Raw genomic sequence first — 12,946 nt, forward strand, 5'->3', positions numbered from 1 at the left:
ACCGCCGCCTGCCTTCCGTCACAGGAAGCGTCTCACGGGCGTGACGGCGGCCTCCTTCAGCCGCTGGAAAGCGGCCCTCCGCCGCCACCGCGCCAGGTCGATGGCCACGCTGTGCTCGAGATCGGCGTCGTAGTCGCGGTCGAGCGACGCGGTGAACTCCTCGTCCAGCACCGCGAGCATGACCTCCTCGTCGTGGTCCATGGAGCGGCGGTTGAAGTTGGTGGAGCCGATCAGGGACGCCACCGAGTCCACGGTGATGATCTTGGCGTGCATCATCGTCGGCTGGTACTGGCGGATGTCGACGCCCGCGCGCAGCAGCCGCGTGTAGTGGTGCTGCCCGGCGAGCTGGCAGGCCCGCTGGTCGGTGTACGGGCCGGGCAGCAGGATCTCCACGCGGACGCCTCTTCGGGCGGTGGCGCACAGCAGGTCGATGAAGTAGTCGTCGGGGGCGAAGTAGGCCGTGGCGAGGCGGAAGCGTTCCTCGGCGGAGGTGAGCATGACCCGGATGAGGGTCTGCATGTCCTGCCAGCCGATGCTGGCCGAGCCGCGCACGACCTGGACGACGGACGAGCCGACCTGCTCGTGCTCGGTGAAGCGGTCGCGGTCGTCGAAGAGTTCGTCGTGGCACTCGGCCCAGTTCTGGGCGAAGGCGGCGGCGATCCCGTCCACCGCCGGTCCGCGCACCTGGACGTGGGTGTCGCGCCACTCCTGGGGGTTGCGGGCGTCCCCGCACCACTCCTCCGCGATGCCCACGCCGCCGGTGAACGCGGTGTCCTCGTCCACGATCAGGGCCTTGCGGTGGCACCGGTGGTTCTGCTTGAAGGGGGACAGCCACACGGGCTTGCGGAACCAGGCCACCTGGACCCCGGCCTCGTCCATGAGGTCCAGCAGCTTCGGCTCGATCTGCTTGGCGCCGAAACCGTCGAGCAGCAGCCGCACCCTGACCCCGGCCCGCGCCCGGTCCGCGAGGGCGACGGCGAAGTCACGGGCGATCTGGCCCCGCCAGTACACGAAGGTCATCATGTCGATCGTGTGCCGGGCGGAGCCGATGGCCTCCAGCATGGCGGGGAAGATGGCGCTGCCGTTGCGCAGCGGGACGAGCTCGTTCCCCTCGGTCGCGGCCACCCCGATCAGCCGCTCCAGGCGGCGACGCAGGCGCTGCTTGCGGGCTTCGGCGTCCAAAGCGCCGCCGGGGGCGAGAGCTACGGGTATGCCGTCGAGGCTCACAGCGGATCTCCAGTTGTGGCGTGGTGCGGATCGGATCGGGAAGGGCCGGTGGACCCCCGAGGAAGCTCATGCCCGGCCATCGGCCCATCATCCCGTGTCCACGTATCAGTCACATGTGACCGGCATCACGGTGCATCAACCGCTGTCATCAGGTCATCATATGACCCGACCGTCGGCGAAGGGGCCTGGCAGTGAAGGGCGTCCGGGCGGCCACAGCGAGACAAGGATGTTGCGCGTGAACGACCAGGAAAGGTCCGCACCGCCCCGAGTGGGCGTGGTGGGACTCGGGGCCATGGGGCTCGGGATGGCACGGAGCCTGCGGAACGCGGGGTACGAGGTCGGGGTCCACGACCTGCGGCCCGAAGTGGCAGCCGACTTCGCCCGCGAGGGCGGCAGCGCCTTCCCGACGCCCGGCGAACTCGCCGCCACCGTCGACGTCCTGGTCGGTGTGGTCGTCAGTTCGGCCCAGACCGAGCAGGTGCTGTTCGGTGCGGGCGGTGCCGCCGAACGGCTGCGACCGGGGGCCGTGTTCGTGATGTGCTCCACCGTCGACCCCGCCTGGTCGGCCGGACTGGAGCGGCGCCTGGGCGAGTCGGGCGTCCTGTACCTGGACGCCCCGGTCTCCGGCGGTGCCGTGCGCGCCGCGGCCGGGGAGCTGACCATGATGACGTCCGGCTCCCCCGAGGCGTACGCGCTCGCCGGTCCGGTACTGGACGCGATGAGCGCGACCGTCCACCGGCTGGGCACGAGCGCCGGGCTCGGCTCCAAGGTGAAGGCCGTCAACCAGTTGCTCGCCGGCGTCCACATCGCCGCGGCCGCCGAGGCGATGGCCCTGGGGATCAAGGCCGGCATCCCGGCCGAGACCCTGTACGAGGTCATCACCCACAGCGCGGGCAACTCATGGATGTTCGAGAACCGCATGGCGCATGTGCTCGCCGGTGACTACACCCCCCTGTCCGCCGTCGACATCTTCGTCAAGGACCTGGGGATCGTGCTGGACTCCGCCCGCCCGGAGCGGTTCCCGCTGCCGCTCGCCGCCACCGCCCACCAGATGTTCCTGCAGGCGGCGGCCTCGGGCCTCGGCGGCGAGGACGACAGCGCGGTGATCAAGATCTTTCCCGGGATCGACCTGCCGAAGCCGGAGGATGGCTGACATGGGAATCCGGCTCGGCGCGATCGCCGACGACTTCACCGGCGCCACGGACCTGGCGAACAACCTGGTGCGCGCGGGCATGCGCGTGGTCCAGTTGATCGACGTACCCGAGGACGGCGGCCCGGCCCTCGCGCAGGACGCGGACGCGGTCGTGATCGCGCTCAAGTCCCGTACCGTGCCCGTCGCGGAGGCCGTGGACGCCTCGCTGCGCGCGCTGGCGTGGCTGCGGGACGCGGGGGCGGAGCAGATCTACTTCAAGTACTGCTCGACCTTCGACTCCACTCCCGCAGGGAACATCGGTCCGGTGACCGAGGCCCTGATGGACGCGCTGGGCACCGACTTCACGGTGGCCACCCCGGCCTTCCCGGACAACGGACGTACGGTCTTCAAGGGTCATCTCTTCGTGGGTGACGTGCTGTTGAGCGAGAGCGGCATGCGGCACCACCCGCTGACGCCGATGACCGACTCCGACCTGGTCTCCGTGCTCGGCGCGCAGACCACGCGTCCTGTCGGCCTCATCGACCACACGGTCCTCGCCGCGGGCGCGGACGCGGTGCGGGCCCGTATCGAGGAACTGCGTTCCGCGGGCGTCGCGTTCGCCATCGCCGACGCCGTCTCCAACGACGACCTGGTGCGCCTGGGCGAGGCCGTGCGGGAACTGCCGCTGGTGACCGCCGGTTCGGGGCTGGCCATCGGACTGCCCGCGAACTGGGGGCTCCGGCCGACGTCGGCGGCGGCCCAGTTGCCGCCCGCCGGCGGGCACCAGGCCATCGTCTCCGGGTCGGTGTCGGTGGCCACCAACGGCCAGGTCCGCGCGTTCCTGGACAGCGGACGGCCCGCGTTCAGCGTGGACCCGCTGCGCATCGCGTCCGGTGCGGACGTGACCGGTGAGGCGCTGGCCTTCGCCGAGGCCCACCTGGCACAGGGCCCCGTCCTCGTCTACTCCACCGAGGCGCCCGACGCGGTACGCGGGGTGCAGAGCAGGCTCGGTGCCGCCGAGGCCGGTGAGCTGGTGGAACGCACCCTCGCCGAGGTGGCGCGGGGGCTCGTGGCGCGCGGGGTGCGCCGGCTCGTCGTCGCCGGGGGCGAGACCTCCGGGGCCGTCGTCCAGGCGCTCGGCGTCACCGGACTCCGGATCGGCCCGCAGATCGACCCCGGTGTGCCGTGGTGCGCGGCGACCCTGCCCGACGGGGACACGCTCCATCTGACCCTGAAATCAGGGAACTTCGGCGGCCCCGACTTCTTCTCCGCCGCGTTCGCCCTGCTGGAGAGGTCATGACCGGCCCGGTGGAGGACGCCCGGCGCGAGATCGTCCGGGTGGGCACGAGCCTGTTCGCGCGCGGCTACGTGCACGCCAGCGCGGGCAACATCAGCGCCCGGGTCGGCGACAGCCACCTGATCACCCCGACCGACGCCGCCCTGGGCTTCCTCGAACCCGGCCGGCTGGCCCTCGTCGACGGCCGGGGCGAGCAGATCGCGGGCGACCGGGCCAGCAAGACCCTCACCCTGCACCGCCGGATCTACGCCGCCGACCCCACCGCCCGCTTCGTCGTCCACACCCACTCCACGCACCTGGTCGGCCTGACCCTGGCCGGGGTGTGGAGCCGGGACGACGTGCTCCCGCCGATCACGCCGTACTACGTGATGAAGGTCGGACACGTCCCGCTCATCCCCTACCACCGGCCCGGCGACCCGCGCGTGGCCGACCTGGTGACCGCCCGCATCGCCGAACGCGCCGCGAGCGGTACGCCGATCAGGGCCGTGCTGCTCGACCGGCTGGGCCCGGTCGTCTGGGGGCCCGACGCGGCCTCCGCGCTCGCCGTCCTCGAGGAACTCGAGGAGACGGCCCGCCTGTGGCTGCTCACCGAACGCCGGCCGCAGCCGCTGCCTCAGTCCGCCCTCGCCGAACTGCGATCCGTGTTCGGCGCGCGGTGGTGAACACCGCTCCCCCGTCCCCACTCCCCCGTCCCGCCCGAGAATCCCCCTGAGCCGCTCAAAGGATTCGTCATGTCCCTCCCCACGGTCGCCACCGAAGTCGACCTCAGCCGCGAGAACGCCGTCTTCCGCAAGGTGGTCCGGCGGATCGTCCCCTTCCTCGTCCTCTGCTACATCGTCTCCTACCTCGACCGCGTCAACGTCGGCTTCGCCAAGCTCCAGATGTCCGACGACCTGGGGTTCAGCGAAGCGTCGTACGGCCTCGGCGCCGGGCTGTTCTTCATCGGGTACTTCCTCTTCGAGGTCCCGTCGAACCTGCTGCTGCAGCGGGTCGGCGCCCGCACCTGGATCGCACGGATCATGATCAGTTGGGGCGTGGTCTCGGCGGCGTTCGTGTTCGTCACCAACGAGACGACGTTCTACGTGCTCCGGTTCCTGCTCGGCGCGGCCGAGGCCGGGTTCTACCCCGGTGTGATCCTGTACTGCACCTACTGGTTCCCGTCCCACCGCAGGGCCCGCGTCATAGCGATGTTCATGTCGGCGATCCCGGTGGCGGGCATCTTCGGCAACCCGCTCTCCGGGTGGATCCTGGACGCCTTCCACGGCACGGGCGGCTGGCAGGGATGGCAGTGGATGTTCGCGCTGGAGGCCCTCCCGGCGCTCGCCGTCGGCGTGGCCACGCTGTTCTACCTCGACAACGGGGTGCGGGACGCGAAGTGGCTCAGCGACGAGGAGAAGGACGTCGTGGAGCGGGCGCTCGCCGAGGACGCCGCGCACCGGACCGTGCACGGCAAGGTCTGGGACGGCTTCCGCGATCCCAAGGTGTGGCTGATGAGCCTCATCTACTTCTGCTTCGTGATGGGCCAGTACGCGCTGACCTTCTGGATGCCGACCTTCGTGGAGTCCACCGGCATCAAGGGCAACCTGGCCATCGGCGTGCTCAGTTCGGTGCCGTTCCTGGCCGCCCTGGTCGCCATGAACCTCTTCGGGCGCTCGGCCGACCGGCGCCGGGAACGCCGCTGGCACCTGGTGGTCCCGAGCCTCATGGGTGCCGTCGGCTTCACGCTGGCCGCCTCCTGGTCGGGGTCGACCGTGCTGTCCCTGATCGCGCTGTCCTTCGCCGCGGCCGGCGTGCTGACCTGCGCCCCGCTGTTCTGGTCGCTGCCCACCGCCTTCCTGGGCGGTACGGCGGCAGCGGCCGGGCTCGCCCTGATCAACTCGGTCGGCAACCTCGCCGGTTTCGTCAGCCCGTACATGATCGGCGCGCTCAAGGACAGCACCGGTTCGGCCGCCATACCGATGTACGTCCTGGCGTTCAGCCTCGTCGTGGGCGCCGCCGCCGTACTCACCACCAAGAAGGACGTCGTCAACCGCTGACCGGCGGCCCGACAGGAACCATGGGAGTCACCATGCCGAGGTTCGCAGCGAACCTGTCCATGATGTACACCGAGCATCCGTTCCCCGCCCGCTTCGCCGCGGCCTCGGCGGACGGCTTCGAAGCCGTCGAGTACCTCTTCCCGTACGCGTACGACGCCGCCGAGCTGCGCCGCCGTCTCGACGACCACGGGCTGCGGCAGGTGCTGTTCAACGCGCCTCCCGGTGACTGGGATTCGGGTGAGCGCGGGACGGCCGCGCTGCCCGGACGCGAGGCGGAGACCAGGGCCGGGATCGACCGGGCGCTGGAGTACGCGGCGACGCTCGGCTGCCCGCGCGTGCATGTGATGGCCGGCCTGCTCCCGGCCGGCGCGGCCCGTGACACCTATCTCGGGAACCTCGCCTGGGCGGCCGAACGGGCCGCGGCCGCCGGGGTGGACATCCTGATCGAGCCGATCAACCACCGTGACATGCCGGGGTACTTCCTCAACCGGCAAGGTGAAGCGCACGCTGTCGTCGCGGAGTTGGGTGCCGACAACGTCAAGGTCCAACTGGACCTCTACCACTGCCAGATCACCGAGGGCGACCTCACCACGGCCCTGCGCCGGGACCTGCCGACCGGCCGGGTCGGGCATCTCCAGATCGCGGGCGTGCCCGACCGGCACGAGCCGGACGCGGGCGAACTGAACATCGGCCATCTCTTCGACGTGATCGACGAGCTGGCCTTCGAGGGGTGGATCGGCTGCGAGTACCGCCCCCGCGCCGGGACGAGCGAGGGGCTCGGCTGGCTGCACGACTACCGAGGAGCACACGCATGAGGATCGTCATCACCGGTGGCTTCGGCTTCCTGGGCCGCCAGGTCGCCGAACGGCTGCTGGAGACCGGCACGTTCCTGGGCACGCCCGTGGACCGGCTGGTGCTGGCCGACCGGTTCGTACCGGACGCCTCGCCCCTCGCCGACGACCCGCTCGTGGAGGTCGTCCAGGGCGATCTGACCGAGCGGCTGGGCGAGTTGTTCGCCGAGCCGGTGGACGCGGTGATCCATCTCGCGTCCGCCGTGTCGGCCGAGTGCGAGGCCGACTTCGACCTCGGCATGGGCGCCAACGTGGACACCACCCGTGCCCTGCTCGAAGCCGCCCGCGCCCAGTCGGCCGCCGGGGGCCCGGTCGTACGGCTGCTGTTCTCCAGCAGTGTCGCCGTGTACGGCTCGGACCCGGAGCTGCCGCTGCCTGCGGTGGTCAGCGAGGCCACGCTGCCGACCCCTCGGTCCAGCTACGGCGTGCAGAAGTTCGTCTGCGAGCAGTTGGTCGCCGAGTACACCCGCCGCGGCTTCGTGGACGGGCGGGTGGCCCGGCTGATGACGGTGTCGGTCCGGCCGGGCAGGCCGAACGCCGCCGCGTCCGGCTTCCTGTCCGGGATCGTCCGCGAGCCGCTGGCCGGGCTGCCCGCCGTCTGCCCGGTCGATCCCGGCCTGCGGGTGGCCCTGGCCTCGCCCCGGCGCACGGTCGCGGGCATCCTGCACATCGCGGAGCTGGAGCGGGGCGAGGGGCCGGGCCTGCTCGACGGCCGGCTCCCGGTCAACCTGCCCGCGCTGACGGTCTCGGTCGAGGAGATGCTCCAGACCCTCCGCCGGGTGGCCGGGGACGCGGTCGCCGACCTGGTGACCGTCGCGCCCGAGCCAGCCGTCGAGGCCATCGTGGGCTCCTGGCCGGCCGACTTCGACAACGCGCGCGCCGCCACGCTCGGTCTGGCAGCCGACCCGGACTTCGAGTCGGTCGTGCGGGAGTACCTCGCCGACCACGCCGACGCGGTGACCGCCGTCACCGCGCTCGGGGCCGGTCGGCAGAGCGCCGGTCGATAGACTGAAAAGCATGTTTTCCAAGGTGAGCGGTCCGATACGGCTCGCGGACCGGGTCGCCGCGATCCTCGCGGAGGAGATCGAGTCCGGGCGGCTCGCCGAGGGCGACAAACTGCCGACCGAGGTCGCGCTGGTCAAACAGCTCGGCGTGAGCCGTACGGTCATCCGCGAGGCCGTGTCCCGGCTGCGTAACGCGGGTCTGGTCGAGCCGCGCCAGGGCCTCGGCGTCTTCGTACTGCCCCGGCGCGCCCGGCCGCTCGACCTGGAGGCGGAGTCGCTGGGCACCAAGTCCAAGGTGCTCCAGATCGTGGAGGTCCGCGCCGCCCTGGAAGGGGAGGCGGCGGCCCTCGCGGCGACCCGCGCCACACCGGACGACATCGCCCGGATGCGCCTGGCCCTGGCCGCCCTGGACACGGCGGTCGCGGCCGACCGCGACGGCGTGGACGAGGACCTGGCCTTCCACCGCTCCATCGCGGAGTCCACCGGCAACCCGGTCCTCGTCCAGACCGTGCGCTACCTGGGCGAGGTCGCCCGAGGCGGCATCCGCGTCACCCGCGCCAACGAGGCCCGCCGCAGCGACTTCATCGAAGCCGTACGCGAGGAGCACCACGCCATCCTCGCCGCCCTCGAAGCCCGCGACCCCGAAGCCGCCCAGGCCGCCGCCCGCCGGCACCTCCGCCACGCCGCGTCCCGCCTCCAGGACGCGGACGACCGGTTCTGGACGGAGAACGAGGCCCTGGACGTGGAGCTGGGGACGGGTTCGAGCACCTGACGCACCTGAAGGCACCTGCGGGCCCCTCATCCGGGGGCCCTCCGCCTGCGGGCGCCGTGATCTACGTCATTCCGGGCAATCCATGGAATGTACTCGGCCGTCTGAAAGGTTGGCGTTTACATCTGATAGTCGAGGACCGAGAACGTCACCCAGGGCCGACCGGCCCGCGCGCACCAGCGAGGCACCCGTGAACCACTCCCCCACCGAGCAGCCCGCCGAGACCGTGGCCCGGCTGCGCGCCACCTTCCGCACCGGCCGGACCAAGTCCGTCGAGTGGCGTACGGAGCAGTTGCGCCGCCTGCGCGCGATGCTGACCGAGCACGGGGCCGAACTGGCCGCCGCCCTCCACGCCGACCTGGGCAAGAGCTCCACCGAGGCGTACCGCACCGAGATCGACTTCACGATCCGCGAGATCGACCACACCCTGGAGCACCTGGACGAGTGGCTGCGCCCCGAGCCCGCCCCGGTCCCGGCGTACCTCGGCGACGACGCCACTGCCTGGACGCAGTACGACCCGCTCGGCGTCGTGCTCGTCATCGCCCCGTGGAACTACCCGGCCCAGCTCCTGCTCGCCCCCGTGGTCGGCGCCCTCGCCTCGGGCAACGCGGTCGTGGCGAAGCCGAGCGAGCTGGCTCCGGCCACCTCGGCCGCGCTGGCCGAGCTGATCCCGGCCTACCTCGACACCGACGCGGTCGCCGTGGTCGAGGGCGGCATCCCGGAGACCACGGCCCTGCTGGCCGAGCGCTTCGACCACATCTTCTACACGGGCAACGGCACCGTCGGCCGCGTCGTCATGCGCGCGGCGGCCGAGCACCTCACCCCCGTCACCCTCGAACTCGGCGGCAAGTCACCGGCGTTCGTCGACCGGGACACCGACCTCGACGTGGTCGCCGACCGGCTGGCCCGCGGCAAGTTCCTCAACGCCGGGCAGACCTGCGTCGCCCCCGACTACGTCCTCACCGACCCGGAGACCGCCCCCGCCCTGGAGGCGGCGCTCGTCCGCGCGGTCGAGGGCATCTACGGCACCGACCCGGCGGCCTCGCCCGAGTACGGCCGCATCATCAACGAACGCCACTTCGACCGCCTCTCCGGACTGCTCGGCTCGGGCCGGGTGGCGGTGGGCGGCGGCAGTGACCGCGCGGACAAGTACATCGCGCCGACCGTCCTGGCCGACGTCGCCCCCGAGGCTCCTGTGATGCGGGAGGAGATCTTCGGGCCCATCCTCCCCATCGTCACCGTGCCGGACCTCGACGCGGCGGTGGACTTCATCAACGACCGCGACAAGCCCCTGGCGCTCTACGTCTTCACCGACTCCGACGCCACCCGCGACCGCATCGCCGCCGAGACCTCCTCCGGGGGCCTCGGCCACGGCCTCCCCCTCGCCCACCTCACCGTCTCCGACCTGCCCTTCGGCGGCGTCGGCGAGAGCGGCATGGGCAACTACCACGGCCGCTACTCCATCGACACCTTCAGCCACCGCAAGGCAGTGCTCACCAAGCCGCTGGCCTAGCCGGCCCTGGCAGCGCGACCGGAGGCTAGCCCTGGAGCCACCGTCGCGCCGCCTCGACACTGTCCCCGCCGCTGGTGTTGAACGCGATGGCAGCCTCGGGGGCGTGGCGGTGGATCAGGTTGACGATCTGCTCGAAGAGCGGGAGCAACTGCTCGGTCTTGCGGATTCCTCCGCCGACGACCACCACGTCCCACGGCTGCCGGGTCAGCGCCGCGACGAGGGTGGCCTCGGCGGACCCGTCGAGGACGACGAGGGTCATGGCCGCGTCGATGCCGTGCTCGGCGAACCGGGCCAACTCCGCGTCGAGCGAGGCCCGAAGAGCCGCTCCGTCGATACCGGGAATGGCCTGGGGGTCGTAACCGACGACGAGTGCGGAAGGCATGCGGCCAATCTACGGACCACGCTCGCCGAGCGGCAATTTCACACCGGCGCGAACACGCTGACACCGCCCGTGAAAGCCGCTAGCTTCCTGGCTGAGCTCATGCCAGGCGCATGGGCCAAAAGGGGAGGGGCTCTTCGTGTTTTCCAAGAAAGTGCTGCCCAGAGGGCTGGGCAGAGGGGCTGCCGCGGTGACGGCGATGGCCTTCGTGGCGGTGCTGGGATCGGCCACCGCGGCCAACGCCGGGGCGAGCTGCAGCATCGCGGGCTGCTCGTCCTCGGTGAACGACACCGCTCTGGGGGCCACGGCGCTCAAGAACTGGTGTCGCGGCGGGGACAGCACGGGCGCGTGGACCGCCACGCAGCCGACGTGCAAGAGCGACAACGTCTCGCAGACCACCTACTACCTCTCCTCGGGCGGGGGCCACACCCCCTACCAGGAGGACTGGGACACGCTGCGCGTCGACGCCGGGTACTGCTACAAGGTGAAGTTCATCGTCGACCTGGGCTCCGACTTCACCAAGACCTACGACCGCCGGGGCACGTCGGCCGCCTATGTGAAGGCGGCGGACAACGCGGACGCCCATGTCGTCGGCCAGAGCTCCAGCTCCTGCCCGTGATCACACGGACCGGCAGGTAGGCGAACCGGTGGCGGACGGCTGAGAAGCCGTCCGCCACCGGCGCTCAGCGGGCAGCGCCGACCCGCTCGTCGAGCCGCCAAGTCACCCCATGCCTCCGTACGGACGGCACCGCCAGCACCACCCCGACCGCGGTCACCTGCCACAGCACCCCGAACCCCAGCAGTCGCTCCGCTCCCACGACCCCCGACACCGGCCCGGCCAGCGCCAGTCCGAGCGGCCCCAGGCAGAAGGCGCCCAGGCTGTCGAAGGCGCTGATGCGTCCGCGCACCTCGGCCGGGACGTCCCGCTGGATGACGGTCGCGGCGAGGGTGGTGCACACGGCCGCGCCGACCCCCGCGAGGAACGCGGCCGCCGCCACCCAGGCGAGCGGCAGCCGGCCGGCCAGCGCGGCCGCCGGAACCGCCCAGCCGGCGGACGCGGCCACGGACCAGGTGAGCGCCCGTCCGGGATTCCTGCCGAGCAGCGCCAGACCGCCGACGATCGCGCCGACGCCTTCCAGCGCCAGTACCAGCCCCCAGGACTTCGCTCCGCCGAGCCGCTGCTGGGCGAGAGTCGGCCCCAGCACCAGGAAGGGGGCCCAGAGGACGAGGTTGAAGAGGCTGATGTGGAGCGTCGTGACCCACAGCCAGGTGCGTGAGGTGAACTCCGCCCAGCCGCGCCCCAGTTCGCTGAACAACCCCCGCCGGAGCCCGGCCGACCGCGCCGACGGCAGCCCCACCAGGGCCACGACACTCACGCCGTAGCTGACCGCGTCGACGGCCACGACCGTTCCGGCGTCGAAGACGGAGACGAGCAGACCGGCCAGACCCGGACCCGCGATCGCGGTCATCGGCCGGGCCATCTCCAACAGCGCGTTGGCGTCCGCGAGTTCCTCAGCGGGGACCAGTTCGGGGACCAACACCGACAGCCCCGGCATGAACCCTCCCTCCCCGATCCCGAGGGCCACCGCCAGCACGACCACCTCCCAGACGCGGACGCTGTGGGTGAGCAGCAGCAGAGCCAGCACGCCCTGGGAGCCGAACCGGAGCAGATCAGAGGCCAGCATGACCGTACGGGCCCCGATCCGGTCGGTGAGCACTCCTCCGAGCAGCAGCACGACCAGCACCGCGAGGATCCGGGCCGCCATCACCCCGCCGACGGCATCGACCCCGCCGCCGGGGAGCCGCAGCACGGCGAAGGTCGTGGCGATCGTGTTCATCCCGGAGCCGAGCAGCGAGGTGCTCTGGCCGAGGAGGAAACGACGGAACCGGGCATGCCGCAGCACGCGCAGCCGGTGGGTACCGAGTGGCATGAATCCGCACCCTGCCTCCGCCTGCCAAACGGCGCCGCAGTCGACCGCTACCTGGCCGCGGCGGACCTGGGCACCGCGTCCCGCCGTATCTACCGCATATCGCTGCTCGGCTGGGCCTGGCCCCTGGTGGACCGGTGCACCCCCACCGGCCACGACCGCAGAGGCGCCCGCCCTCCGGCCGTGCCCCTCGCCCTGCTCGACGACCCGGACACCCCGGAACGCCTGCGCCGGGGCCTGGCCGACCGCGCCACCACCGCTCGACCGACGACTCTCACGCGCGTGTTGGCCTGCCTTCGAGCAGCCTCGGCCTGGTGGCGGACGCAGGGCTGGATCACCACGGACCCGACCGTCGGCCTGACCCGACCACCGACACCGGCCCGACTCCCCGTCCCGGACCGCGCCCGAGCCGCCCTGGCCCTGCGCGCGCCGCTGAGGGAGCTGGCCCTGTGGTACCTCCTCCATGAGTCCCGAGCCCCCGTGGACCGCGTACTCGCCCTGGACATCGACCACTTGGACCTCCCCGCCCGACGCACCAGGAGACACGCGGCCCCTCCCCTGAGCTGGGGTCCGGGCACGGCCCGCCTGCTCCCGCTCCTCCTGGCCGGCCGCACCACGGGCCCGGTCTTCGTCACCGCCCGCCGGGCCCCCGCCACCACACCCCCGGGCGACCGCTGCCCGGTGACCGGCCGTGGCCGCCTCTCCTACCGCCGCGCCGCGGAACTCTTCACCGCCGCGACCAGGCCCCTCGACCCGTCAGGCAGGGGCTGGACCCTGCTGGTGCTGCGCGATGAGACAGCGGCCCCCTGA

13 protein-coding genes are annotated in these 12,946 nt (G+C 71.9%); 10 read left to right on the forward strand and 3 right to left on the reverse strand.

What is annotated here, in order from left to right; translation table 11 throughout:
• Window positions 1–18 precede the first annotated feature (18 nt).
• Complete coding sequence (locus HEK131_RS18595; RefSeq protein ID WP_244336228.1) at window positions 19–1,227, reverse strand: phospholipase D-like domain-containing protein; 1,209 nt, start codon at window positions 1,225–1,227, stop codon at window positions 19–21.
• Between the two features lie 226 nt (window positions 1,228–1,453).
• Between HEK131_RS18595 and ltnD the strand changes: the two genes are divergently transcribed.
• The 8 genes from ltnD to HEK131_RS18635 all read left to right on the forward strand — a co-directional run bounded on the left by ltnD (window position 1,454) and on the right by HEK131_RS18635 (window position 9,829).
• Window positions 1,454–2,380 (forward strand): L-threonate dehydrogenase, encoded by a 927-nt coding sequence (gene ltnD, locus HEK131_RS18600; RefSeq protein WP_244336229.1) that lies wholly within the window; start codon window positions 1,454–1,456, stop codon window positions 2,378–2,380.
• A 1-nt stretch (window position 2,381) separates the two neighbouring features.
• Window positions 2,382–3,659 (forward strand): 3-oxo-tetronate kinase, encoded by a 1,278-nt coding sequence (gene otnK / locus HEK131_RS18605; RefSeq protein ID WP_244452064.1) that lies wholly within the window; start codon window positions 2,382–2,384, stop codon window positions 3,657–3,659.
• Entirely contained in the window at window positions 3,656–4,318 is a 663-nt protein-coding gene (locus HEK131_RS18610) for an aldolase (protein WP_244336230.1), read from the forward strand. Before otnK ends, HEK131_RS18610 begins: the two co-directional genes overlap by 4 nt.
• Window positions 4,319–4,387: 69 nt before the next feature.
• Complete coding sequence (locus HEK131_RS18615) at window positions 4,388–5,692, forward strand: MFS transporter (RefSeq protein WP_244336231.1); 1,305 nt, start codon at window positions 4,388–4,390, stop codon at window positions 5,690–5,692.
• A 32-nt stretch (window positions 5,693–5,724) separates the two neighbouring features.
• Complete coding sequence (otnI, locus tag HEK131_RS18620) at window positions 5,725–6,507, forward strand: 2-oxo-tetronate isomerase (RefSeq protein ID WP_217463689.1); 783 nt, start codon at window positions 5,725–5,727, stop codon at window positions 6,505–6,507.
• Window positions 6,504–7,550, forward strand: coding sequence for a D-erythronate dehydrogenase (gene denD, locus HEK131_RS18625; RefSeq protein ID WP_244336232.1), 1,047 nt, complete (start codon window positions 6,504–6,506; stop codon window positions 7,548–7,550). Before otnI ends, denD begins: the two co-directional genes overlap by 4 nt.
• Before the next feature lie 10 nt (window positions 7,551–7,560).
• A complete protein-coding gene (locus HEK131_RS18630) occupies window positions 7,561–8,319 on the forward strand; it encodes a FadR/GntR family transcriptional regulator (RefSeq protein WP_217463691.1) in 759 nt (252 codons plus the stop codon).
• A gap of 187 nt (window positions 8,320–8,506) precedes the next feature.
• Window positions 8,507–9,829, forward strand: coding sequence for an aldehyde dehydrogenase family protein (locus tag HEK131_RS18635; RefSeq protein WP_244336233.1), 1,323 nt, complete (start codon window positions 8,507–8,509; stop codon window positions 9,827–9,829).
• A gap of 25 nt (window positions 9,830–9,854) precedes the next feature.
• On the opposite strand, the gene HEK131_RS18640 is transcribed toward HEK131_RS18635, so the two are convergent.
• Entirely contained in the window at window positions 9,855–10,211 is a 357-nt protein-coding gene (locus tag HEK131_RS18640) for a hypothetical protein (protein ID WP_244336234.1), read from the reverse strand.
• A gap of 136 nt (window positions 10,212–10,347) precedes the next feature.
• Here HEK131_RS18640 and HEK131_RS18645 point away from each other — a divergent pair, with 136 nt between their 5' ends.
• Window positions 10,348–10,827, forward strand: a complete 480-nt coding sequence (locus HEK131_RS18645; protein WP_217463694.1) for a hypothetical protein — start codon at window positions 10,348–10,350, stop codon at window positions 10,825–10,827.
• A gap of 64 nt (window positions 10,828–10,891) precedes the next feature.
• Here HEK131_RS18645 and HEK131_RS18650 read toward each other — a convergent pair whose 3' ends face one another.
• The gene (locus HEK131_RS18650; RefSeq protein ID WP_244336235.1) at window positions 10,892–12,139 is read right to left on the reverse strand and encodes an MFS transporter; all 1,248 of its coding nucleotides are present in this window, start codon (window positions 12,137–12,139) and stop codon (window positions 10,892–10,894) included.
• Here HEK131_RS18650 and HEK131_RS18655 point away from each other — a divergent pair.
• The gene (locus HEK131_RS18655; protein ID WP_244336236.1) at window positions 12,101–12,946 is read left to right on the forward strand and encodes a hypothetical protein; all 846 of its coding nucleotides are present in this window, start codon (window positions 12,101–12,103) and stop codon (window positions 12,944–12,946) included. The genes HEK131_RS18650 and HEK131_RS18655 overlap by 39 nt on opposite strands.

Origin of the sequence: Streptomyces seoulensis, from assembly GCF_022846655.1 — a bacterium.
GTDB lineage: Bacteria > Actinomycetota > Actinomycetes > Streptomycetales > Streptomycetaceae > Streptomyces.

Excerpts from the sequence above, each read along its gene's own strand:
- ltnD (WP_244336229.1), top strand. The coding sequence starts at position 1,454 with ATGTTGCGCGTGAACGACCAGGAAAGGTCCGCACCGCCCCGAGTGGGC.
- otnK (WP_244452064.1), top strand. The coding sequence starts at position 2,382 with ATGGGAATCCGGCTCGGCGCGATCGCCGACGACTTCACCGGCGCCACG.
- HEK131_RS18610 (WP_244336230.1), top strand. The coding sequence starts at position 3,656 with ATGACCGGCCCGGTGGAGGACGCCCGGCGCGAGATCGTCCGGGTGGGC.
- HEK131_RS18615 (WP_244336231.1), top strand. The coding sequence starts at position 4,388 with ATGTCCCTCCCCACGGTCGCCACCGAAGTCGACCTCAGCCGCGAGAAC.
- otnI (WP_217463689.1), top strand. The coding sequence starts at position 5,725 with ATGCCGAGGTTCGCAGCGAACCTGTCCATGATGTACACCGAGCATCCG.
- denD (WP_244336232.1), top strand. The coding sequence starts at position 6,504 with ATGAGGATCGTCATCACCGGTGGCTTCGGCTTCCTGGGCCGCCAGGTC.
- HEK131_RS18630 (WP_217463691.1), top strand. The coding sequence starts at position 7,561 with ATGTTTTCCAAGGTGAGCGGTCCGATACGGCTCGCGGACCGGGTCGCC.
- HEK131_RS18640 (WP_244336234.1), bottom strand. The coding sequence starts at position 10,211 with ATGCCTTCCGCACTCGTCGTCGGTTACGACCCCCAGGCCATTCCCGGT.
- HEK131_RS18655 (WP_244336236.1), top strand. The coding sequence starts at position 12,101 with ATGCCGCAGCACGCGCAGCCGGTGGGTACCGAGTGGCATGAATCCGCA.
- HEK131_RS18650 (WP_244336235.1), bottom strand. The coding sequence starts at position 12,139 with ATGCCACTCGGTACCCACCGGCTGCGCGTGCTGCGGCATGCCCGGTTC.